17 protein-coding genes are annotated in these 25,315 nt (G+C 41.9%); 10 read left to right on the top strand and 7 right to left on the bottom strand.

Features of this window, described 5'->3' with window-relative positions; translation table 11 throughout:
* Positions 1–34: 34 nt before the first annotated feature.
* Both IEY03_RS00750 and fucP read right to left on the bottom strand, forming a co-directional pair.
* The gene (locus tag IEY03_RS00750; RefSeq protein WP_188840006.1) at positions 35–2,569 is read right to left on the bottom strand and encodes a glycoside hydrolase family 3 protein; all 2,535 of its coding nucleotides are present in this window, start codon (positions 2,567–2,569) and stop codon (positions 35–37) included.
* A gap of 160 nt (positions 2,570–2,729) precedes the next feature.
* Positions 2,730–4,043, bottom strand: coding sequence for an L-fucose:H+ symporter permease (gene fucP / locus IEY03_RS00745; RefSeq protein WP_188839432.1), 1,314 nt, complete (start codon positions 4,041–4,043; stop codon positions 2,730–2,732).
* Between the two features lie 311 nt (positions 4,044–4,354).
* On the opposite strand from fucP, the gene IEY03_RS00740 reads away from it, so the two are divergent.
* The 10 genes from IEY03_RS00740 to IEY03_RS00695 all read left to right on the top strand — a co-directional run bounded on the left by IEY03_RS00740 (position 4,355) and on the right by IEY03_RS00695 (position 20,446).
* On the top strand, positions 4,355–5,683 hold the full coding sequence (locus IEY03_RS00740) for a GH1 family beta-glucosidase (RefSeq protein ID WP_188839431.1): 1,329 nt from the start codon (positions 4,355–4,357) through the stop codon (positions 5,681–5,683).
* A gap of 47 nt (positions 5,684–5,730) precedes the next feature.
* Complete coding sequence (locus IEY03_RS00735) at positions 5,731–7,056, top strand: glycoside-pentoside-hexuronide (GPH):cation symporter (protein ID WP_188839430.1); 1,326 nt, start codon at positions 5,731–5,733, stop codon at positions 7,054–7,056.
* A 187-nt stretch (positions 7,057–7,243) separates the two neighbouring features.
* On the top strand, positions 7,244–8,245 hold the full coding sequence (locus IEY03_RS00730) for a LacI family DNA-binding transcriptional regulator (RefSeq protein WP_188839429.1): 1,002 nt from the start codon (positions 7,244–7,246) through the stop codon (positions 8,243–8,245).
* Between the two features lie 460 nt (positions 8,246–8,705).
* Positions 8,706–11,705, top strand: coding sequence for a TonB-dependent receptor (locus IEY03_RS00725; RefSeq protein ID WP_188839428.1), 3,000 nt, complete (start codon positions 8,706–8,708; stop codon positions 11,703–11,705).
* A 280-nt stretch (positions 11,706–11,985) separates the two neighbouring features.
* Positions 11,986–13,593, top strand: coding sequence for a tryptophan halogenase family protein (locus IEY03_RS00720; protein WP_188839427.1), 1,608 nt, complete (start codon positions 11,986–11,988; stop codon positions 13,591–13,593).
* A gap of 72 nt (positions 13,594–13,665) precedes the next feature.
* Entirely contained in the window at positions 13,666–14,397 is a 732-nt protein-coding gene (locus IEY03_RS00715; RefSeq protein WP_188839426.1) for a SapC family protein, read from the top strand.
* A gap of 5 nt (positions 14,398–14,402) precedes the next feature.
* On the top strand, positions 14,403–15,458 hold the full coding sequence (locus tag IEY03_RS00710) for a cupin-like domain-containing protein (RefSeq protein ID WP_188839425.1): 1,056 nt from the start codon (positions 14,403–14,405) through the stop codon (positions 15,456–15,458).
* 36 nt (positions 15,459–15,494) lie between these two features.
* Entirely contained in the window at positions 15,495–16,982 is a 1,488-nt protein-coding gene (locus IEY03_RS00705) for a tryptophan halogenase family protein (RefSeq protein WP_188839424.1), read from the top strand.
* A 53-nt stretch (positions 16,983–17,035) separates the two neighbouring features.
* Positions 17,036–17,794: a DUF6445 family protein gene (locus IEY03_RS00700; protein WP_188839423.1), complete on the top strand. Its 759-nt coding sequence runs from the start codon at positions 17,036–17,038 to the stop codon at positions 17,792–17,794.
* 15 nt (positions 17,795–17,809) lie between these two features.
* Positions 17,810–20,446, top strand: coding sequence for a glycoside hydrolase family 3 C-terminal domain-containing protein (locus tag IEY03_RS00695; protein WP_229778162.1), 2,637 nt, complete (start codon positions 17,810–17,812; stop codon positions 20,444–20,446).
* 59 nt (positions 20,447–20,505) lie between these two features.
* Here the strand turns inward: IEY03_RS00695 and IEY03_RS00690 are convergent, their stop codons facing one another.
* The 5 genes from IEY03_RS00690 to pstA form a co-directional block, all read right to left on the bottom strand.
* On the bottom strand, positions 20,506–21,276 hold the full coding sequence (locus IEY03_RS00690; RefSeq protein ID WP_188839422.1) for a substrate-binding periplasmic protein: 771 nt from the start codon (positions 21,274–21,276) through the stop codon (positions 20,506–20,508).
* Entirely contained in the window at positions 21,273–21,884 is a 612-nt protein-coding gene (locus tag IEY03_RS00685) for a DUF502 domain-containing protein (protein ID WP_188839421.1), read from the bottom strand. Before IEY03_RS00685 ends, IEY03_RS00690 begins: the two co-directional genes overlap by 4 nt.
* Before the next feature lie 134 nt (positions 21,885–22,018).
* Positions 22,019–22,729 carry a phosphate signaling complex protein PhoU gene (gene phoU / locus IEY03_RS00680; RefSeq protein WP_188839420.1) on the bottom strand — a complete coding sequence of 237 codons (711 nt, stop codon included), beginning with the start codon at positions 22,727–22,729 and terminating at the stop codon, positions 22,019–22,021.
* Between the two features lie 71 nt (positions 22,730–22,800).
* On the bottom strand, positions 22,801–23,619 hold the full coding sequence (gene pstB, locus IEY03_RS00675) for a phosphate ABC transporter ATP-binding protein PstB (protein WP_188839419.1): 819 nt from the start codon (positions 23,617–23,619) through the stop codon (positions 22,801–22,803).
* 25 nt (positions 23,620–23,644) lie between these two features.
* Positions 23,645–25,303, bottom strand: coding sequence for a phosphate ABC transporter permease PstA (pstA, locus tag IEY03_RS00670; RefSeq protein WP_188839418.1), 1,659 nt, complete (start codon positions 25,301–25,303; stop codon positions 23,645–23,647).
* Between the last annotated feature and the right edge of the window lie 12 nt (positions 25,304–25,315).

Genomic DNA, 25,315 nt, shown 5'->3' with positions numbered 1-25,315 from the left:
TTGGGGTTAATTACACCGTATGTTTGTTGTTAAATTAATCACATTGCACGGTGTTGTTTTGATGGTGCGCTTGGATCACGACATCGCTGAAGCTCAATTGCACTTTTGCGCTAGTCGCTATGTAAAATGGCGACACGATTTTACTGAAATCCATAGCATCTTGATTAAAACAACTTAATGACACACTGATATTTTGCCACTCACCGGGTTTAACCAATCCAGCAATATCGAACTTCGGACGACATTCGCCTTCGCAGCCCATGCCAAGCCATAAGGGAAGTGTTAAGTCATTATCCACTTTAATGCTCAATGACAAAGCAGCCTCTGTATCACTAAAAGCTCGAAAATCTCTTGGAAAATTACTGAGTAAGCCAACAGTGCCAAGCTCTGTACCATTGAATTTAACTAAACGCGCATCTTCTTGAACTACTCTATCCATAGTGCGGATAGTTAACGCACTATTGCTTGCAACACTACTGGATAAACCCTCTCGTTCAGTCGCTGTCGCAATGAACATTGACCATGGCGATTTAACAGCTCGTTCAAATAAAGCTAAATCTTCTAGTGTTTGAGTCGATGACAAATTGTCTTCAGATAACCCCTCTAAGCTAATATGCTCAGAGATATTTGATTGGTAACCTAAACCGTAGCCATAAGGCAATAAAGGTGAATACGCATTTAGAGCAAGATGATTGCCATCATCTAAAGGGCGATTTACTGTCGTTTGCTGAGGTGTGGCAGGCCAAGAGAAAGAGAGTTTACCCTTAAAATCGTACTGCACTTTCCCCTCGGCATTAGTAAATAATACATCCGCGACGCCATTACCTTCAGAACCTGGCAGCCATGCTGCAACAAATGCATCAGATTGATTAAATTCGGCATTTACCCACATAGGGCGACCGCTTATAAATACAGACACCACAGGAATACCCTGCGAGGCTAGCTTTTTAAGTAAGGCAAGGTCTCGTTTATCACCACGTTGATACTCTAAATTATCAATATCGCCATTTCCCTCGGCATAAGGCTCTTCCCCAAAGACCACTATTGCCACATCAGGTTTGTTAGCAACATCAAAATCACCATTGACGCTCAATGTGGCAATGCCACCAGCGTGATCAACTGTGGTTTTAATCCCAGCAAAGATTGAACTTGCGCCTGGAAAATCACTATTTTGATTATCAGTCCCTTGCCAGGTAATGGTCCAACCGCCTGATTGCTTACCAATATTATCCGCAGCATCACCGGCCACTAATACATTCAATTTAGGTGACAATGGCAATAGACTTTGGTTGTTTTTAAGTAACACTAACGACTCACGTACGGCTTGTCTTGCGACTTCACGATGGCTTTGTTGACCGATAAGTTCAGTCTTACCAGATAGAGGACGTTTAGCAGGACTGGGTTTATCAAATAATCCTGCACGAAACTTTACCCGTAAAATACGACTCACAGCGTCATCGATTCTTGATAATGCAATCTCACCACGCTTAACCTGCTCAATAGTATTCTGATATAAAGGCTTCCAAGCTGCTGTAGGCACCATAAATATATCTAAACCCGCATTAACCGCTTGTGCGCATGATTCATTAGTACAGCCATCAACTTGCCCATGACCATTCCAGTCACCGACAACAAAGCCATCAAACCCAAAGCGGCCTTTTAATACATCGGTAAGCAAATACTTATTCCCATGTATTTTTTCACCATTCCAGCTATTAAATGACGCCATAACAGATTGCGCGCCTGCAGATAACCCGCCAACATAACCTTGTGCGTGAATGGCATAAAGGTCCTGTTCGCTAGCAATGTTATTGCCTTGATCTACGCCCTTTTCAGTCCCGCCATCACCAAGAAAATGTTTTACCGTTGATAACACATGTTGATCAGTTAAAAAATCACGCCCTACGGCACCTTGCAAACCTTCAACGATTGCAAAAGAGTAGTCTCTTACAATGCGAGGGTCTTCAGAATAGCCTTCATAGGTTCGGCCCCAACGATCATCTCGCACCACAGCAACCGTTGGCGCAAATACCCAGTCAATACCAGTTACCATCACTTCTTTTGCTGTAATAGCGGCAATTTGTTCAATCAGTTTCGGATTGTCGGCAGCACCTAAACCAATGTTGTGAGGGAATAACGTCGCACCAATGACATTGTTATGACCATGAACCGCATCGGTCCCCCACATTGTGGGTATTGAACTGCCATCTAGCGAATCATCAATTGAAGCCTGATAAAAACGCTCAGCCAAGGCTATCCAATCTGCTGGAGTGGCATGTTTATCATTATTAGGATACGCACCACCGCCATTTAGGTATGAGCCAAAACCGTATTTACGCATATCTTCAACTGTAATATCACGTATTTCAGGTTGGATCATCTGTGCCACTTTTTGCTCTAATGTCATAGTGGCAAGTAATGTAGCAATTTTCTGTTCTAACTCAGGATTAACATTAATCGCCGGAGCCTGTTGCGGCCAAATGCTAATATCTTTAGCCGTTTTTACTGTGGCCTCTTGATTAACTTTCCCCGCCACTGAAGGCTGTGCGCCCGCGTGATCATCGAGCATGGCTTGGTGACTTTCTGTCTGTTGACCACATGCTGACAGCCCCAAAAATAATGCCGCTGAAACCACTGCAGCAACGCGGGTCGCAGTTAATGATTTCGAAAACAAATCACCTAAATCGGCATAGTTTGGCGTTAAGATTGTTCGCATTTTTATGCCCCTATTAAACTGATGTGCTTGGACGTTTAGCATCACAGCCAATCAATCCGTAGTAACAAATAAAACCATAACAAATTAGCGGCAATACAAAGGCCAATTGGATCCCTAATGAGTCAGCAAGCATGCCCTGTAATAATGGCACTACCGCACCACCAACAATTGCCAAACATAAAATACCTGACCCCTGACTGGTGTGCTGTTTAAGATCTTGCAGCGCTAAGCTAAAAATCGTCGGAAACATAATTGAGTTACATAATCCCACTAATAGCAATGCCCACATTGCAGTTGTACCCGCCGAAAACATCGCCGTTGCGACGAGTAGGCAAGCACATACTGCATTAAATGCCAGAACCTTACCGGCTTTAACTTTCTGCATTACAGCGGCGCCAATAAAGCGGCCCACCATAGCGCCACCAAAATAATAGGCGATATAATTTGCAGCTTGAGACTCGGTTAAGCCACCGATTTCGTCTTGGGTTAAAAAGTTAATTAAAAAACTCCCAATACCGACTTCTGCACCCACATAAACAAAAATACCAACTGCACCCAAGGTTAAATGCGGAAAACGCCATGCGCTGCCCGATATAGGTTGATGATCCGTTGAAGTGTCTTTTTTACCCAACAGAGGCAGCTTTAAGAATAAAAACAGGATAGCTAACATGAATAAAGCCGCAGCCAAAATCAAATATGGCACCTGAACCGTACTGGCCTGCTCAACTACCGATAGTGAACTAATCGCTTGATCTAACTCAGTGACAGAATCAGGATGCTCAATGGTTGATAAAATCAACCAGCTACCAAAAAAGGGCGCTACGGTTGTGCCTAGTGAATTAAAGGCTTGAGTCATAGTAAGACGAGAGGAAGCCGTTGCTGCAGGCCCTAATGCACTAACATAAGGATTAGCTGATACCTGTAATATAGTAATGCCCGAAGCTAATACAAAAAAGGCGAATAAAAACATATTGTAAGATGTAAAGCTGGCCGATGGATAAAACAATAAACAGCCAATACAGGCAATCACAAGTCCGGTGATAATCCCTTTTTGATAGCCTATCTTGCCAACTAAGTTCCCCGCAGGAATAGACACTATAAAATATGCGCCAAAGAAACAAAATTGCACCAACATAGCTTGGGTGTAATTCAACTCGAACATGTTTTTAAGATAAGGGATAAGAATATCATTCAAGCATGTTAAGAAACCCCACATAAAAAATAGCGAGGTCAATGCGATTAACGCAAAACGATAATTACCACCTTGATCAAAAGCACCTTGTGTCGCATCCACATCAATTGATGCATCAGTTGTTGGCCCTGCCATATGTTTCACCCATTTTATAGTTATATGTTTATTGCGAATTCTTACAGCAAGCAAGGCATCGCGCTTTAGCGTCTAAAACTTGTGTTGACCTTTTATCAATTAATCACTAGTCTCAATGTAAGCGCTTTCATTTTTAACATAACGATAACCGATGTCAACGATTTTTGATGGCAACTCAACAATTTTTAACGCGCTAACTGAACTGAAAAGATAAACAATAAAGTGATTTTGAACTGGGTTTTAAATACGTTAGCGTCAAATGAACGGACGATTACCTTGGGCACTTTAAACAAAATTAAGTGAATATAAATATGAAAATAACCTTACCACCCGAATCACCAATGCTAGCAAAAGACTTTACCTTTGGTGTTGCAACCGCATCATTCCAAATTGAGGGGGCTGTTGATACCCGTCTGCCTTGTATTTGGGATACCTTTTGTGCACAAGCAGGTACTATTCGTGATGGTTCTGATGGCAAGCAAGCATGTGAGCACGTTAAGTTATGGCAGCAAGACGTTGACCTTATCGAATCACTCAATGTAGATGCTTATCGATTTTCTATTTCATGGCCGAGGGTGATAAAACAGGACGGAAGCCTGAATCAGGAAGGTGTTGATTTTTACATTCATTTATTAGACAAACTCAATACGAAAGGCATTAAGCCTTATGTCACTTTATATCACTGGGATTTACCGCAACATATTGAAGATCAAGGTGGTTGGCTAAACCGTAAAACCGCATTTTTATTTCAAGACTATGTAGAGAAAATCGTTACCGCCTTGGGTAACAGAGTTTACTCGTACGCCACATTTAATGAGCCTTTCTGTAGTGCCTTTTTAGGTTATGAAATAGGTATTCACGCACCAGGCAAAGCCAAAGTTGCCTATGGGCGTCAAGCGGCCCATCATATATTGCTTGCCCATGGGTTAGGCATGCAAGTATTACAACAACTCAGCCCCAATACTGAAAACGGCATAGTGCTGAACTTTACCCCATGTTACCCACACACAGATAACCCCGCTGATATTACCGCTGCGAGAAAAGCAGATGAGTATATGAACCAATGGTATATCAAGCCTCTATTTGATAAATGTTATCCCGATATCATTCATGATTTAGCCCAAGCAGACCGTCCTATCATTGAGTCTGGCGACTTTGATATCATTGCACAAAAAATTGATTTTCTTGGGATTAACTTTTATACCAGAGCCGTATATGAAGCACACCCAAATACCCTTTACGCCCAAATTGATATGGTAAATGCCCCTAAAACCGACATTGGCTGGGAAATATACCCACAGGCTTTTACCGACTTATTAGTCTCTCTTAATCAGGCATATGACCTGCCGCCGATTTTTATTACCGAAAATGGCGCTGCTATGGCAGATAAGTTAACAGATGGCAAAGTTCTAGATACTGATCGCATCGACTATTATCAATCCCATTTGAACGCTGTTAATAATGCTATTTCTCAAGGGGTTAACGTAAAAGGTTATTTTGCATGGAGCTTAATGGATAACTTTGAGTGGGCTGAGGGTTACTTAAAACGTTTCGGGATTGTTTATGTTGATTATCAAACCCAACAACGTACCATAAAAGCCAGCGGTCTAGCTTACCGTGACTTAATCGGTTCTCGTTAACGGCTCACGATGGCATAGTCAAAAACTCAGAATAATAAGAGGCTAAAATGGTCAGCATAAAAGAAAAAATCGCCTACGGACTTGGCGACACAGCCAGTAATATTGTGTTTCAAACAGTGATGTTATTTCTCACTTTTTTCTACACCGACATTTTTGGCATTTCGCCAGCATTCGTCGGCACCATGTTTTTAGCCGTTAGGTTAATTGATGCGATAACCGATCCCTTGATGGGCGCTCTTGCCGATAGAACCAACACCCAATGGGGAAAATTTCGTCCTTATTTACTTTGGTTTGCTCTCCCCTTCGGCATTATCAGCGTATTAGCCTTTACCACTCCCGATTTAGGTGAAGATGGCAAAATGATATATGCATTTGTTACCTACACTGCCCTAATGATGGTTTATACCGCGATTAACATTCCATATTGTGCCTTGGGTGGGGTATTAACAGCCGATCCTAAAGAACGTGTTTCAATTCAATCGTATCGATTTGTGTTTGCTATGTTAGGGGGGCTTCTGGTTTCAGGTTTAACCTTGCCTTTGGTCGACTTTTTAGGTCAAGGTGATAAAGCTAAAGGCTACCAACTGACCATTGCAGCCATGAGTATTCTTGGGGTAGCGATGTTTTTAACCTGCTTTTGGGGAACCAAAGAGCGCTTACATCCACCTGTTGACCAACAATCTAGCTTCAAGCAAGACTTAGGATTTTTAGTACAAAATGATCAATGGCGCGTGCTTTCAATCGCGGCAGTGTGTTTACTGTCAGGTATGGTGTTAAGAACTAGCTTAGCGATTTATTATGTCAAATATTTTCTAAAAATGCCTGATTCTATTACCTTATTTATCACACTCGGTATGCTAGGGAATATTTTTGGTTGTATGCTGGCACAACCCTTAGCGAAAAGGGTTTGTAAGGTAAAAGCCTATATTAGCCTGCAACTCATCGCCGCGGCTTTATGTATTGCCAGTTACTTTGTCGCTGCAGATCAAACCGTTTTAGCCTTTGCCATGTTCATCCTTTGGGGATTCACCTTTAATATGGCTACACCACTATTGTGGGCAAAGATGGCAGATGCGGTTGACTATGGCCAATATAAAACTGGCGTACGCATTACCGGCATGATTTATTCATCAATTATTTTCTTTATTAAGCTGGGCGTTGCTGTTGGTGGTGCCGCCGCGGGTTGGTTGCTATCAGGTTATGGATATCAAGCAGACACCACGCAAACAGCTGAAGCGTTAAATGGTATTTTACTGTCATTTACCCTTTATCCTGCGGTAGGTTCGTTACTGGTTGCTATTGTCATGCGCTGGTACATTTTAGATTCAAACAAAGTAGATGAGATACATTTAGCCTTGAATCAACAAAATTAAATTAAACGCTATTTTAGTCAAAGATGATAAAAACTGAGGCTTAAAAACTGGCATAGCGAGTTAATAGACTTATGCCTATGCGTTTGTCAGGCTATGTCATCGAGGTATTTTATGACTAAGGTTCCTAATTAAAGATAATCCGTGCTAATCTGCTGCCGATTTTAACAAATAAAAGAATCAAGCAATTATGGCTACAATCTACGATGTTTCTGTGTTGGCTGGTGTATCGCTTGCGACCGTATCGCGGGTAATGAATAACAACACCAAAGTCAGCGACAAAACACGCCAAAAAGTATTAGATGCGATGGCCTCATTAGGTTATCGCCCAAATACGATTGCCCAATCGCTTGCTTCAAGCTGTTCAAATAGTGTCGGTGTTTTAGTCTCGCAATTAGATGGTCCTTTTTATGGCCCAATGATGACCGAAATTGAAACCGCACTGCGCAGCGCTAACAAGCATGTGATCATCGCTGCTGGCCATGCCGATGAAGCTCAAGAAAAAGACGGGGTTGATTTTTTAATGAGCCGAGGCTGCGATGCATTAATTTTAGATGTAGAAGCCGTATCTGATGAGTTTCTGATCCAATTGCATAAAGGCAACACCCCGATTGTATTGATAAACCGTTATATCGATTCCATGAAAGAGAATTGTATCTTTCTTGAGAACGAACGCGGTGGTTATATGGCAACCGATTATATTTTGTCCCTTGGCCATACAGATATTGCCTATATCTCTGGTCCTATGTACAAACGTGATGCAAGAGATCGTTTGCAAGGGCATCAAAGAGCGCTTTCTGAACACGGACTTATGTTTGATCCCGCTTTGTGGTTTGAAGGTAACTTCCGCGAATTTGGCGGTAGTGACGCCATGCATCACTTGCTTTCATTAAACAAAAAGTTTACCGCCGTTGTGTGCGCCAGTGATCAAATGGCATCTGGTGCAATTGCTGTGTGTTTAGAACAAGGCATTCGGGTTCCTGAAGATATTTCTTTTATCGGATATGATAATATCCCGTTTCCGCAGTACATATCGCCCAAACTCACCACAGTAAGCAACCCTATTAACGAAATGGGAAAAATGGCGGCGTTTTGGGTATTACAACATGTATATAAAAATCAAAAAGTCGATGTGAATTGCTCTTTTTCACCTGAACTGTTTGTCCGAGACTCAGCCAAGGGCATAACGTAACATCAGTTTAATCAAGCCTTGGTGAACAATGTCATCATGTTGCACAGCCAAACGACTCACCTCTTTCACTCTTTATAGATCATTTTATTTGCAATATAGCCTCTCCTTATCCGTTCCCCTCAAGTAGAGAAACTAAAGCCTTTGAAAACTTAAACACCTTCTGCAAGCAAACACCACCAAGAAAGCGCTTACATAATTAACAAAAACACATCATATATAAATATTCATATAATACAGCGCATTACTTACCTATCGCTGTTATACAAGCTTTATAGGTTAATAAAATGTTGTGGTTTTAGGTCATTTTAATTGACTCGGGTCACAAATTGCACTAGGTTTATGTAAGCGCTTACATAAACCAATCAAACACTGTGACGCTATTGGAAAATAATAAATCGGTTTACGTATTTTTTCGTAAACTATTAGAACAAATAGAATCTAGTCAATGGGGATTTCCTAGATGAAAACAAGAACATTTACCAAAACTAAGCTTGCGACAAGTTTATCGCTTGTACTCGGTTTAGGTTCAATGATACCTGCACATGCTGCTGAAGATGCTGGTGATGAAAATATTGAAGTGATTCAGGTTACGGGGATCCGTGGCAGTTTAGTCAAATCAATGGATGTCAAACGCGGTTCAAACGGTATCGTTGATGCAATCAATGCGGAAGATATTGGTAAGTTTCCCGATAGTAATTTAGCGGAATCTTTACAACGTATTTCAGGCGTGTCAATTGACCGTCAAAATGGTGAAGGTAGTAGAGTCACTGTACGTGGTTTCGGTCCAGACCGTAACTTAGTTATGTTGAATAATCGCCAAATGCCAACCACTACAGGTTCACGCTCATTTGACTTTGCTAACATCGCTTCTGAAGCAATCAGTGCCGTTGAAGTAGAAAAAACTAGCCAAGCAAAAAACTCAACGGGTGGTATTGGAGCAACAATTAACGTTCTGACCCAGCGCCCACTAAATTCTCCAGGTCAAAAAGCCTCTTTTGGGGTTAAAGCCGTTGATGATACCTCTACAGACAATGGTTCTATCACCCCTGAACTGTCTGCACTTTATTCAAACACTTTTGCAGATGATAAATTTGGTATCTCAATTTCTGCTAGTTATCAAGATCGTGAAAGTGGCAACCAGCAAGCACAAGTGGGTACTGGCTGGCGTAGTTTTCCTGGTAGCGTAGACCAAGATTGGAGCGGTTCACCTGGAGCTAACCCTGAGTGGGGCGGTGTACCAAAGGATGCCAATCAAATTAACCGTCCTGGCGATAGTGATGTCTATTCTGTTCCGCAAACAACCGTTTATCGTTTTGAAGAACAGCAACGTAGTCGTACAAACGGCCAATTAGTTCTTCAATATCAACCTGTAGACTCTGTTCGCGCAACACTTGACTATAACTACATGCAAAACGATATTGACACACAATTTCATGATGTTTCAGCATGGTTTAACTTCGTACCGACTCAAGAAAGTACTTGGTCTGATGGCCCTGTATCTTCACCTTTAGTTTATTCTGAAACTTATCCTGGTGGTGGCGCAGACTTATCTATGGCGGCTGGTGATTCGGGTACGCGCGATAAGGGTGGCTCTTTAGGTTTCAATATTGAATGGGACGCCACAGATAAGTTGTCATTGGAATTGGATTACCATGACTCATATGCTGAACGTACCCCTAACAGTCCAAATGGAAGTAGCAGCTTGTTAAGTACAGCTGCATTCATTCGAACCAGTGCCGCCACTGACTTTACTGGTGAAGTTCCAGTATTAGCGGTTGGTAACGGTAACAATGTTCGCCCAGAAGACATGAGAGTTACCGGCTCGGTATTTGGTAACGCATTAAACCGCTCTGAAATTGAACAATTACAAATTTCAGGCACTTATGATTTAGAAGAAGCTGGCAGCATCGATTTTGGTATTGCGGCTACTGATGTCAACAATCACTCTCAATCAGTTAACGTACAGCGTAACGACTGGGGTGGCGTTGGTGCAGCGGGAGATTTAGATGCTGCATGGTTCCCAGCTGACACAGTTATGGATAAGTTTGACGGTTCGAAAGGTGACTTTGGTAGCTATCAAGGCAGTGCATCAACAGATCCTTTAAACACCATTTTCCTATGGGACTTCGAGGCATTACGAGCTCGCGCAGCTGAATTGTATGCGTCAAGTGCCATTGGTGATTGTGGTAACGGCTTCTGTCCATCCACAGATTACGCTAGTGATACAGATAGATTCACACAAGAAGAATCTCAATCTGCATATCTACAATATAATTATGTAGGTGAAATGGCCGATATGCCATTTGATCTTCATTTTGGTGTTCGTTATGAGAAAACTGATGTTGAATCAACGTCAGCAGTCTCTGGTTATGACAGCGCAACTTGGATTGCAGAAACGGAAATTGCTGTTAACCCATCTGGCGAACGGGTTTTCCTTACTCAAACAGGTGATTATGATTATTTCCTACCGAGTGCCAATTTTAATATTGAAGTTGTAGAAGACGTATATGTTCGTGCGGCATACAGTGAAACCATTGGTCGTCCTGATTACACCTCTATTCAAGGTGGCACAGTCATCGGTACATTGGCTAACCGTGGTGGTGGCAGCGGTACCAGCGGTAACCCTGGTTTGTTACCTTTAGAGTCTACAAACTACGATTTATCTGCCGAATGGTATTTCGATCAAGGCAGCTATGTTTCTATGGGCTATTTCCGTAAAGATGTGACTAACTTTATCGATAATGGTGTTGTTGAATCAAACATTTATAACATCCCAGATCCATCACACAGTGCTTATGTAAATGAAGCCATTGCAGCTGGTCAAACAACGGCTACAGCTCAACGTCAGTGGATTTATGATAAGTACGGTGCTACGGATCCAAACGTTACTATTAATCCAGCTAACGGCAACATCGAAATTACCGGTAACCCAGGTGATGATGATTTAATTTTCTTGATTAACCAACCGACTAACGATAGCAAGAGTTCAGTGATTGATGGTTGGGAGTTTGCAGTACAGCATTTCTTCGGTGAAACCGGTTTTGGTATGCAAGCTAACTACACCTTAGTGAATGCAGGTGACAGTTACAACAATGCTAACTTAAACCGTCCTGGTGACTTACCTCAAAATGTAGAGGTTGGTATCAGCGATACGGCTAACGTTGTTGCTATGTATGAAAATTATGGCGTATCTGCTCGATTAGCTTGGAACTGGCGTGATGAGTTTTTAAATGCAACGGGTAACGGTACTGGTGCAAACCCTCAGTACACCGAAGCCTATTCACAAGTTGACTTTAGTATTGGTTATGACATCCCTCAAGTCGAAGGCCTTACGGTATTTTTTGAAGGGTTAAACATAACTAACGAAAGTACTCGCGTACATGGTCGAGCGTATGAGCAAGTCCTAAACTACACCCAGACAGGTGCGCGTTATGGATTAGGAGCACGTTACACCTTTTAAAAAAAGCTCATTCAATTCTGTCTAATTGAATGAGCTGCTTTCCCTTTAGGTCGTTTGAGGTGGCCACAACCACCTCTTTTTTTACATGGATAATAAAACTCGGCGATATGGATATTGCCCATTTTTTTAAATTCAAAACAATCAAATTAACACTTGAAAGTGCTTACATTTTAATGAATTCTAAACTAACCCATGTTTTATCGTGCTTAGTGAGTACATTAACCTGTGAGTATTACAGCACCAAAACAAAATAACAAAGCAGTAACGGTAGGCAGACTTCATGCAAAAAGCAGTAACCAAAATAGTCATCGTCGGTGGCGGCACCGCAGGTTGGATTACTGCAGGATTAATTGCCGCCGAGCACAATGCCGACCATGGTCGCCTATCTCCCTCGCCTAAATTAGATATCACCTTAATCGAATCTCCCGATGTGCCGACTATTGGTGTTGGCGAAGGAACCTGGCCATCAATGCGCTCGACGCTGCAAAAAATAGGTATAGATGAAACCACGTTTCTATTGCAATGTGATGCTAGCTTCAAACAAGGCTCACGCTTTATAGATTGGCAAGTGGCAGCAAACAACATGCCTAATGGCCAGCACAGTTATCTTCATCCTTTTAGCTTACCAATAGGTGAACCACAGTTTGCGATCGCCCCTTTTTGGCTACCGCATAAAGCACAGGTCAGTTTTGTAGATGCCGTTTGCCAGCAAAATCAAATCAGTCAACTAGCGCTGGCACCGAAACAAATCTCTACCCCCCAATACAGTTTTATCAACAACTATGGCTATCACTTAAACGCCGGGAAGTTCAGTCAATTGTTACAACAGCATTGCACTGACAATTTAGCGGTAAAGCATATTCTCGACCACGTCACTGATATCGTTCTTGTAGATGAAACAACACAAACAGATGTACCAAAGGGTGATATTAGCCATGTGTTAACCCAACAACACGGGCAAATCCATGCCGATTTATTTATTGATTGCTCCGGCGTTAAGTCTTTGCTGCTGGGTGAAAAATTAGCCGTACCCTTTATTAGCCAAAAACATGTTCTGTTTAACGATTCTGCGCTTGCCATTCAGGTACCCTACTCCGACGATAATAGCCCTATCGCTTCATGCACACATTCGACGGCACAAACTCATGGTTGGATTTGGGATATTGGCTTACCTACCCGTCGTGGTATTGGCCATGTTTATTCATCATCACACACAAATGATGAGCAAGCTTTGCAGCAACTTATGGCCTATCTTAAACCGGACTTAGGCATAAAAGCAGCAGACATTTCGCCGCGAAAATTGAATATTGCCCCGGGACATCATCAGGTTTGTTGGAAAAATAATTGTGTTGCTATAGGCATGGCAGCAGGTTTTATTGAACCACTTGAGGCCTCAGCTCTCGCACTTGTGGAATGGACTGCAAAAGCAGTTGCCTCTCAATTACCGCCTACACGTGACACTATGGACACCATTGCCAAACGCGTTAATCAGCAATTTCAACAACACTGGCAGCAAATTATTGAATTCTTAAAGCTACACTATGTGATCAGCAAAAGAAGCGATAGTGACTATTGGCACGACCATAGGGCTGCTAATTCAATACCTGATTCACTGTTAGAACAATTGGCGCTATGGCGACACCAAGCACCTAGCCAGCATGATTTTATCTACCGTGAAATGCTGTTTCCGGCGGCAAGTTATCAATTTGTGCTTTACGGCATGCAATTTGATACCCAGCCTCAGGTGCAACTTAAACCATCAATGAAGCAGCAAGCACAACAATTATTTACCGAAAACAACCAAAGAGCCTCGCGTTTAAGCCAACTGCTACCGACAAACCGAGCGCTATTAGAAAAATTAAAATTAAACAGTTTTTCAAAAATTTAATATTCAGGGCTTTAACTCATCCAAACAATAACTTAAGCCTCAAATAACAATAAACATAAACAGGATAACAACATGACCCAACATGTATTACTGAACAGTGTGGAACACAAAGACCTAAAGGTGATCACTGACCGCTCAGCAAAATATGGTGATAATCTATGGTATACGGTCACATTCCCACTTGAATTTCGTAGTGTACAGGCTCACTACCCGATCTTTTTTCACAAAGATACAGCAACGGGTCAGTTTTATGCTGTCGCATTATTCGGTTTTAAAAATGAAGATAACCTGTTTTTAACTGATAAAGGTTGGGATGCCTCCTATGTTCCTCTGACATTACGTCGCCAACCGTTTCTTATCGGTAAGCAAATGGTGCGTGAAGATGGAATTGAACAAGAACAGCATGTCATCCATATCGATTTAGATCACCCTAGAGTTAATAAAAATCATGGAGAAGCGGTGTTTCATGCCTTCGGAGGCAATACCGATTACTTAGATGAAGTGGGTGATATGCTGGCAGCTATCCATCAAGGCTTAAATGACAGCCAAGCATTTATTGATGTATTGCTTGAGCATGAATTATTGGAATCATTTACCCTAGATATTGAATTAGACAACGGTGAGAAACATCAAATGATAGGCTTTTACACCATCAATGAAGAAAAACTCAATATGCTTGATGGCACAGTGCTGACAAAACTTCATCAACAAGGCTATTTACAAGCCATATACATGTCAATGGCGTCGCAATCTAACGTGCGCGATTTACTTGATCGCAAAAATGCACAGCACAAAAAACGATAAGCATCATGGATAATCCGTTGCAGAACAACACGACGTCACGCGCTGAACCAGCGGTGCAAAATTATGTACCTGAGTATTATGATTGCTCGCTTGATGAACTTTATCAACGAATAGAAAGTGCCGAAACCCCCATGATTTTCAAAGGTCTTTGTCGTCACTTCCCACTGGTACAAGCGGGACTTGAGTCAAACCAAACTGCAATGGATTATTTGTTACAACACTATAGCGGACAACCTGTCACTGCCTATTATCTACCTCCAGAACAGCAAGGCCGAGTATTTTATAACGAGCAAGTTGACGGTTTTAATTATCAAGCTGGCAGGCTAGATTTAGCGCAAATATTTGAGCGCTTACAAACGGAGTCACAGCAACAAGCCCCAGCGAGTGTGTATATGGGGTCAACGAATATACAGCAATACTTCCCTAGCCTGTTTGCCGAGAATTGCTTGCAGTTTTCACAAGTTAACCCAATGGCAAACATTTGGTTAGGCAACCAAACTCGCGTGGCTGCACACTTTGATTTTCCGCACAATTTGGCCTGTAACATGGTCGGCAAGCGCACATTTACCTTATTTCCACCAGAACAAATTGCCAATTTATATATTGGCCCGATGGAATTTGCGCCCGGCGGACAAGAAATCAGCATGGTTAACTTTGACCGCCCCGATTATGACCGATTTCCTAAATTTAAAGCTGCGTTAGCAGCCTCTTTTACCGCAGCACTCGAGCCCGGTGACGTGTTATTTATCCCAAGTATGTGGTGGCACCATGTAAGAGGCGTTGAAGATTTTAATGTGCTCATTACTCATTGGTGGCGTGATACGCCAGCATTTTTGGGGCGCCCCAATAATGCACTTCTCCACAGTATGCTGAGCCTTCGATCATTACCTAAGGCGCAGCGAAAAGCTTGGAAAGCATTATTTGACCACTATATTTTTGAGCATGATGATGTTGATGAAAGCCATATTCCTGATAATGCCAGAGGTATGCTCACAAAACCGATTGATGAATTAAACGCGCGAAAATTAAGAGCTGATTTAACCAATAAATTAAAGCGCTAAACAAATAAGAATAAACATCCCCAAGAGGTAACCCGAATGAAGTCAGCAATAAAAAAAGTGGTCATCGCCGGTGGCGGTACAGCTGGTTGGATGGCAGCTGCAGCGTTAACAAAATTAATGGGTAAGCACATCGAAGTGGTATTGGTCGAATCGGATGATATCGGCACAGTGGGTGTAGGTGAAGCCACCATTCCGACGTTACATATTTTCCATCGTCTATTAGGCTTAAAAGAGCAGGATGTAATGGCGGCTACCAATGCTACCTTTAAGCTGGGGATTAATTTTGAAAACTGGCATGACGTAGGTAAAGATTACCTGCATTCATTTGGTTTTTTAGGCAAAGACTGTTGGGCTTGTGGCTTTCAACACTTCTGGCTTAAAGGTAAGCAACAGGGGCTTGTCAGTGAAATAGGCGATTACTGCACCGAACATTTAGCTGCTCGTCAGGGCCGATTTGCCATATTACCTAATCAAGATTACAACCACGCGTATCATATGGATGCCAGTCTCTATGCAAAATTCTTGCGTAAAATGGCTGAGGCTAATGGCCTGATTCGTATCGAAGGTAAAATTACCGATGTACAACTGCATAGCAGTAATGGCTATATTAAAGCGCTTGAGCTTGAAAATGGTGAGTTAATCGAAGGTGATTTATTCATTGATTGCACCGGATTTCGAGCCTTGCTCATAGAACAAACCTTAAATACAGGTTTTGATGATTGGAGCCATTACTTACCATGCGATAGTGCGATTGCCGTACAGACAAAATCGGTCAATACTCCACTTGCTTATACCCGCTCAATTGCCCGTGAATCGGGATGGCAGTGGCGAATTCCATTGCAAAACCGAACAGGTAACGGCTTTGTATTTTGCAGTAAATATATGACTGATGAGCAAGCCATCGACACCTTAATGGCTAATATTGAAGGCGAACCACTTAATAAACCCAGAGTAATTAAATTTAAAACTGGTTCACGCCGTCAACACTGGAATAAAAACTGTGTTGCTGTTGGTCTATCATCAGGCTTTTTAGAACCGCTAGAATCCACCAGCATTCATCTTATTCAACGCAGCATTGTGCGCTTAATGCAGCAGTTCCCTTCTCAGGGAATTGATCAAACGGATATCAACGAATTTAACCAACAAATCAAGTTAGAAATGGATAATATTCGCGATTTCATTATTTTACATTACAAAGTTACCGACCGCGAAGACAGCCGTTTTTGGCGTTACTGTAAAAACATGCCGATCCCCTCATCGCTACAACACCGCATTGATATGTTTAGCCAATCGGGTAAGGTGTATAAATACGGCAATGAATTATTTGGTGAAAGCTCATGGATCCAAGTCATGATGGGGCAAGGGATTATGCCAAAAGAGTATCATCCTATCGTTGATATGATGGAAAAAGACGAGTTAGCAAGCTTTTTAAATAACATCAAATCGACAGCAAAACGCAAAGTGGAGACCTTGCCGCCACATTTCGATTTTATCAATCACTATTGTAAATCAAACATAGTGTAATAAAGTTGAATAAAGCGTACTAATGTTACCTATAACTAACAAGGATAGAGACCATGTCGTCTAACACGACTCACTCGAATCATGTTAATCATCAGCAAAACGCCGCTGACAATATCATCAATGTCAGTGGCTTCAAGCCACAGATTTGCTATATCGGTCAAGAGCAAACGCCAGTGATTATTATCGACAACTTTGCTGATGATTTATCCACGTTACTGAGTATTGCTCGTCAACATGCCCCATTTACAAAAGATGATGGCTCCTACTATCCTGGCGTACGATCCCCGCTACCTCAGCGCTACGCCATTGAAGTAATAAATCAGGTGTTTCAGTTAATTTATGATGTCTATAGCGTGCCACATCACTTGCGGATCAAACCACAAATATTGTCATTTTCGTTAATCAGCCAAACACCAGATAGCTTAATGCCGCTGCAGCGATTGCCGCATTTTGACACACCAGAGCCTTACTACTTTGCCATATTGCACTACCTTAATGATGCGCCCCATGGCAATACCGCCTTCTTTAGGCACAAAAATACCGGTTTTGAACGTGTTGATGAAGCCAGAATGGATCATTATTTTAAATCAGCAAAAGCATTTTTAACTGATCACGCGAAAGACACACCTGAATATTTTGTAAAAAGTGATCGGCATTACGACATTTATCATCAAATTGAATACCAAGCTAATCGCTTAGTGATATACCCAGGCAACCTGCTGCATTCAACGTTAGTTAATTTAAGCACTGACATTGATGATAACCCTCATACTGGTCGTCTCACAGCCAACATCTTCATTAATTTCAAATAACAAAGGGAACAGGTTATGGTTAAGCCTTGGTGTATTATATCGCGTAACAACAAAAAGAAAGCGCTTACAATTTTAGTGGCTAGCATTTTATGCGCAGGTATACCCATTACCGCATCGGCGAGCCACCCTAGTATTACCCCGCAAACCATACACAGCTTAACCGTGTTGTCTGACAGTGAAAAAATTCGCATTGGTGATCGCATAGCTAATGTGGAAGATGAAATTAACCGCTTATTACCTTTACTGACATTGGCAGAAAAAGTCTCGCTGATCCATGCCGCAGGAAAGTTCCATATTCCCGCCATCGAACGTTTAGGCATTCATGAAATGTGGATGTCTGATGGCCCACATGGCGTACGCTATGAGATAGATCGTAACTCATGGGCTCCGGCTGGCTGGACCAATGACTACTCCACTTACCTCCCCCCACTTACTGCTGTTGCAGCCAGTTGGGATGAAAACATGGCAAGCCTGCATGGTAATGTATTAGGTGCAGAAGCTCGTCACCGTAATAAAGATTTAATTTTGGGGCCTGGGGTGAACCTTGCTCGCCTACCATTATATGGTCGCAATTTTGAATATATGGGTGAAGACCCATTTCTCGCTGCAAGGCTTGTTGTTCCTGCGGTAAAAGCAATTCAAGCCAATGATGTCGGTGCAACCGTCAAACATTTTGCACTAAATACCCAAGAGCTTAATCGTACAGGTGTTAATGCTAACCCCGATGAACGCACCTTGCGAGAGGTGTATTTGCCGGCATTTGAAGCCGCAGTAAAGCAAGCGAATGTGCATGCAATTATGGGCGCATATAATGAATTTAGAGGCACAAACGCAAATCAGAGTAAGCACTTAGTCAAAACCATATTGAAAGGTGAATGGGGTTATCAAGGTGTACTATTAACTGACTGGAATGTTGACATTAATACCTATGATGCAGCCATGAATGGCCTTGATATTGAAATGGGCACTGATGTGGCAAGCTTTGATGAATACTTTATGGCAAAACCGCTATTAGCCATGATTAATGACGGTAAAATACCTGTATCCGTTTTAGATGACAAAGTCGCCCGAATTTTAAGAGTGCAATTAAGTATAGGTATGATGGATAAACAACGTTTATCTGGCGAGCGTAATACCGATAGCCACCGCCAAGATGCACGAACCATTGCAACCAATGGTGTGGTGTTACTTAAAAATGATAATCAGATTTTGCCATTGCAAGCCTCAAAAGTTCACAACCTCTTAGTACTCGGTCCCAATGCTGATAAACGCCATGGCTTTGGTGGTGGGTCGTCTGAAGTAAAAGCATTATATGAAATGACCCCCCTTGATGGCTTAAAAGCTAAACTGGGTGACAAGGTCAACATCACCTTAATGCGTCCTGCTGGCAGCCAGTTTATGCCTATTCCGAATGACTACCTTACAACGCGCCACTGGACAGGCACGCCATCGTGGCAAATAAATTATTATCAAGATGCTGCAATGTCCCAGCTAGCAAGTGAATCCTGGATAGCTGACCCGCAATTTGATGCCAAAGGACAAAATCAGTCGGTTGAGATTAAAGCTAATATCAAACCTATGGCCACTGGGAACCACAGTTTCAACATCAAAGCCGATGGTCAAGTGGCGCTATTTATTAACGACAAACCGTTAATTACTCCATCAAAGGCGCAATCAAACAAGATCATGTCTACATCCATGTCATTAGTGGCTGGAGAAAACTATGCGGTTAGTCTGCGCTATTATGGCGATAAACAGGCAACATTAGGCTGGGAAACGCCTAATAGTTTATACAACAGTGAAAGTGAATATCTTGCAGCAGCGAAAAAAGCCGATGCGGTGATTTACTTTGGAGGCCTGAGTCATGCTGATGATAGAGAATCTATCGATAGACCCAATATGGTATTACCCGGCCAGCAAGATGAGGTCATATCCAAATTGCTAAGTGCAAACCCAAATACCATAGTGATGATGATTGGCGGCTCCGCGGTAGAAATGCCTTGGGCAAACAAAGCTAAGGCATTACTTTGGGGCTGGTACGGCGGGATGGAGGCTGGCAATGCTTATGCAGATATTTTGTTTGGTGACGCCAACCCAAGCGGAAAAATGCCAATCACTTTGCCTAAAAAGTTGACCGACACAGCGCCAATAGCACTAAACGATTACAACGCTGAAACCTCGCTATATAGCGAAGGCGTGTTCATAGGTTATCGCTGGTTCGAACAGCAGCATATTGCCCCAGAGTTCCCATTTGGTCACGGCTTGTCATACAGCCAATTTAATTACGCTGATATGAGAATTTCTAGCGCCAGTATGAGTGGCGACACACCATTAACTGTGTCAGTAAACATCACAAATACGAGCCATGTAGATGGCGCTGAAGTGGTGCAGTTGTATTTACGAGATGTCGATTCGAGTGTGCCTCGCCCCATAAAAGAACTAAAAGGCTTTAACAAGGTTTGGCTTAAAGCGGGCGAAACCCAAACGGCCCAGTTTATCTTAACTCAACGAGACTTATCCTTTTGGGATGTCAAAAGCAATAATTGGTTAGCTGAGTCTGGAGAATTTGAAATTATGCTAGGAGCTTCAGTTGCTGACATAAAGCTCAGCACCAAATTTAATTACTTAACTTCATCTCGTAACCCGGACTAAATTAAAAAGCCGGCTGATTAGCCGGCTTTTTATTGTATTCGATGAGTGACAGTTACACGCTAATTAAATCCGTTTTGCTCTGCATCAGCAATCATAACTCTCAACTTACCAGTTTTAGTTAACATCTTAATTGTATTATCAATAATAGGTGCAAGTTCTTTGCTATTAGGATGAATATATACATATACGGGTTGCGATTTTATTGATGCTTTTTGCACCATCAAATTATCGGCATTCATTTTTTTAATGGTTGCCATGCCATCAATATAACTTGCTATAACAACATCGACTCTTTTCTTTATCAGCAATTCCATCATCTTTTCCGTGGTAGATGAATAAAACACTTTTTTAGGGTCAAGGCCTAAATTTTGGGTATGCTTAACCCCGGTTAATACCCCAACATTGAGCTCAGTAATGTCAGCGGTATCGGCTAACTTCAATAGGGAGTCTTTTCGGGTAAAAAATGCCGTTTTAACAGCATAATAAGAAGTAGGTACTCGAATAAAGTCAGGGTTATCTTCACCATAACGCCATACTCGCATGATTTCACCGTTAACCTGCCCCTCACGCATACTTCGCTCTGCTCTAGGAGCCGGTAACATTTCAATGTCACATTGCAATTTTTGGGTAAAACATATCTCTTCTAATATCACTCTACCAATATTTTGAATGGATGAGTCTGCAACACCGACAAAATGAGTCGAATAGTCATCACTAAACACTTGCGGAGTAAATCCAACAATGCCAATACAAATCAATGCATTAAGCTTAGTTTTATAATTTCTATACGATTGATTTAGTTTGGCTAATGCGGCCAATGTACCCTTCATTGGGAGATCTCTTTATGTTTGGTGACGTCATTAGCTTTAGCTGTTGAAATGCCCGCAGTCAAATTAAACCGCATCGCATCTTCAAAAGACCAGTCAACACTGATAAGTTCATCACGTTTTACTAAAGTAGTTATGCCAGCAACCTGGTAGCTTAGTTGAAATAATACCGGAACCCAATCCCCTTCCGGCAGTGCATCGGTTAACGGCTGTGGTGTATTATCGCTCATAATGAAACCAACAACATACCCGCCACTTGCTTGTTTAACAAGCACTGTTTTTTGTGTTTTAGGTTTGCCATCGCGATTCATTAACCCTGCTATGTCACGAATACTGCCATAAACAGATTTAAACAATGGAAACTTCATCAGTTGCCGCTCTAACCAACCATAAACCCACACGATTGGGCTGACCGAAAATAACAAACCAGCAATAAACACAATCACAGCAACAAGTAAAAAACCCGCCCCCACAAACATAAAGGGTGTGCCCAGTGCATTAAGTAGCAATTGCCCTAAGCCATCAAGTGAAATAAACAGTGACCAAAATAACCAAATAGATAACACCATAGGTAATAAATTGGTTAAGCCTCGTGCTAGGGTATTTTTCATAAAATGTAAGTTTTTTGCTTGAAGTTAAATAACCCCAACATTAGAACAAATAAAAACGCCTTAAGCGATAACTTAAGGCGTTTTAAACTCGAATTCATACAGATATTATAAAAAACTATCTCACGGGCGTTGAATTACTGATGTAAATCTTTTTCCATATCTTCGTATGAAGTATGACGAACATCTTTACCTTTTACATAGTAAATAATGTATTCGCAGATATTTTTACATCGGTCGCCAACACGCTCAACTGCGCGTGCTGCCCATAACACATCAAGTACCCCAGGAATGGAGCGTGGGTCTTCCATCATATAAGTCATTAATTGACGAATTATGCCTTCATATTCTTTATCTAACTTGGCATCTTCTTTGTGCAACTCAAATGCTTGTTCAGCGTCCATACGGGCTAACGCATCTAAGGTTGCATGCAATGTACGTGTGGCATGTCGCCCCATACTTTCTATACTCACTAATAGCGGCTCTTGGCTTTTAGCACGTTTATCAACTGCAGCTTTGGCAATACGCACACAAGCATCACCAATACGTTCCAGATCGGTAATGGTTTTTGAAATTGCCAAAATTAACCGCAAGTCACTAGCAGCAGGTTGACGCTTAGCTATGATACGTGTGCATTCTTCGTCAATTGCCACTTCCATACCATTAACTTTATGATCGCCATCTATGACGGTTCTGGCTAATTCGGCATCTAAACCGGCTAATGCATCAAGCGCTTGCTCTAATTGACGTTCAACTAATCCGCCCATTGCCAATACGCGGTTACGAATATCATCAAGTTCAGCGTTAAATTGACCTGAGATATGTTTGTTTAAATTCATTTTTTCCATGTTATCAACCTTAAGCTAAAAATTCTGAGTCCAGTTTATGACGTGATCTACAGTGAAGATCTATTCGAAAATTAACCATAACGCCCAGTAATATAATCTTCAGTTTTACGCTTTTTGGGCGTAGTAAATATGGTATTGGTATCACCATATTCAACCAACTCACCCATATACATAAAGGCTGTTTGATCTGATACGCGTGCCGCTTGTTGCATGTTATGTGTCACAATCACCACGGTATATTTTTCTTTCAGCTCAGTGATTAACTCTTCAATTGTTAACGTTGAAATAGGGTCAAGCGCTGAGGTGGGTTCATCCAGTAATAACACTTCAGGTTCAATGGCTATAGCTCTGGCGATAACCAAACGCTGTTGCTGACCGCCTGATAACCCAAAGGCATTATCGTGTAATCGGTCTTTTACTTCATCCCAAATTGCCGCGCCACGTAATGAACGCTCAGCCGCTTCATCAAGTTCACGACGATTATTTAACCCTTGTAAACGCAAGCCATATACTACGTTTTCATAAATTGATTTTGGAAACGGATTCGGACGCTGGAACACCATACCTACGTTACGTCTTAATGCGGCGACATCCACTTTCTTATCATAAATATTTTGACCATGAAGTAATATTTCACCGTCAATTTTGCAAGTATCAACTAAGTCATTCATACGGTTGATGCAGCGTAATAGTGTTGATTTACCACAACCACTTGGACCAATAAATGCGGTTACCTGCTTTTTAGGGATCTTCATCGACACATCAAATAACGCCTGTTTATCACCGTAACGTAAATCAAGGTTACGAATTTCTAAAGCAGTATCCTGTGCAGGTAAGTTAGCTAAATCTACAGTTTCTGTTTGCATGTTTGAACGTTGAATCGAAATCATTTTTTCTTTCCTCAGGATATCGCTATTAGTGTTCTAGCGAACGGAATTTTTCACGTAAATGGTTACGCACGCTAATTGCCGTTAAGTTTAACGCTACAATTACCGAGACTAATAAAAATGAGGTTGCGTAAACCAAAGGACGCGCAGCCTCAACGTTAGGGCTTTGGAAGCCAACGTCATAAATATGAAAACCTAGATGCATGAACTTTCTTTCTAAATGCACAAATGGAAAGTTCATATCTATTGGTAAGGTTGGTGCAAGCTTAACCACACCAACCAGCATTAATGGTGCAACCTCACCTGCAGCACGAGCAACAGCAAGAATTAACCCCGTCATAATCGCAGGACTTGCCATTGGGATCACAATGCGCCATAAGGTTTCAGCTTTGGTTGCGCCAAGCGCAAGACTGCCTTGACGAACCGCACTAGGAATACGACTTAAGCCCTCTTCCGTTGATACAATGACCACTGGCAAAGTTAAAATGGCCAATGTCAGCGCCGACCAAATTACCCCTGGAGAGCCAAATGTTGGCGCTGGTAATGCTTCAGGGTAAAATAATTGGTCAAGGGAGCCACCAAGCATATAGACGAAAAAGCCTAAACCAAATACACCATAAACAATCGACGGCACACCAGCTAAGTTAATCACCGCTATGCGGATCATCTTAGTAATAGGACCTTTTTTAGCATACTCGTGTAAATATATCGCCGCTACCACGCCAAATGGCGTCACAATCACCGCCATCAACATCACCATAAATACGGTACCAAAGATAGCTGGAAACACGCCACCCTCAGTATTGGCTTCACGTGGATCGTGGCTGACAAATCGACCTAAGCCAGTAAACCAGTGACCAATTTTGCCGATAAACGACATGTGATTAACGTAATTTACATCTAAAATACTGTCTAACTTCAAGGTCACTTCTTCGCCACGCATGTCACGAATAATCACCGAATCACGGGCAGCATCATCACGTAAAGCAAATAATGACTTCTCAAGTACCAAGTAATCTTGATTTAGCTTGGCAATGGCCGCTTCAATTTCGGCTTTACGTTCCGCCGTTAAGCTATTTTCTAATTCGTATTTGCGCTCTTTCAGGCGTAAACGTTCAATTTCATAGTTGATTGAACCAATATCGCTTTTTTGTAATGCTAAAGCGTCATCACTAATGTCCACGGCACGATTAATATGATCTATTAATGAGGTTTCCAGCGCTCCCCCTTCTAATGCTAAACGCTGGCCATCTTCAATCACCGCAATAGGATAACCATAAAAGTTGCCGTTTTTAGTGCGTTCAAACTTTGCTACGTCCGCTGGAGTGCTGCGACTAACGATATCCGTTGCAAGTATCCAACGAAAATCTAAGCCGACAAACTCACGGTTACCGGTTTTAACTAGGTAACGTGTCACAAACTCACCAGGATGCTGATTAAATTTATGGCCTGCTGAAATTAAGCGCTCTGTTGGCACTTCTTCACGGTCATAAATCTCACCAATAAGGGTGCTTTTATTTCCCTGTTGATCCTGTAACTCCCACTGATAAACATCAGCAGGCCAAAAGTAACTTAGACCACGCCATGCAATCAGTAACAGCAAACCCAAAACGGCAATCAAGCTGATACTAACCGCGCCACCAGTCATCCATATCCAGGGAGAACCTGATTTAAACCACTTACCCATTGCATAAACCTC

This window comes from Shewanella aestuarii (genome assembly GCF_014647215.1).
Classification (GTDB): Bacteria; Pseudomonadota; Gammaproteobacteria; order Enterobacterales; family Shewanellaceae; genus Shewanella; species Shewanella aestuarii.
The sequence above is the reverse complement of the archived record's forward strand: the minus strand, read 5'-3'. Positions and strand labels throughout refer to the sequence as shown.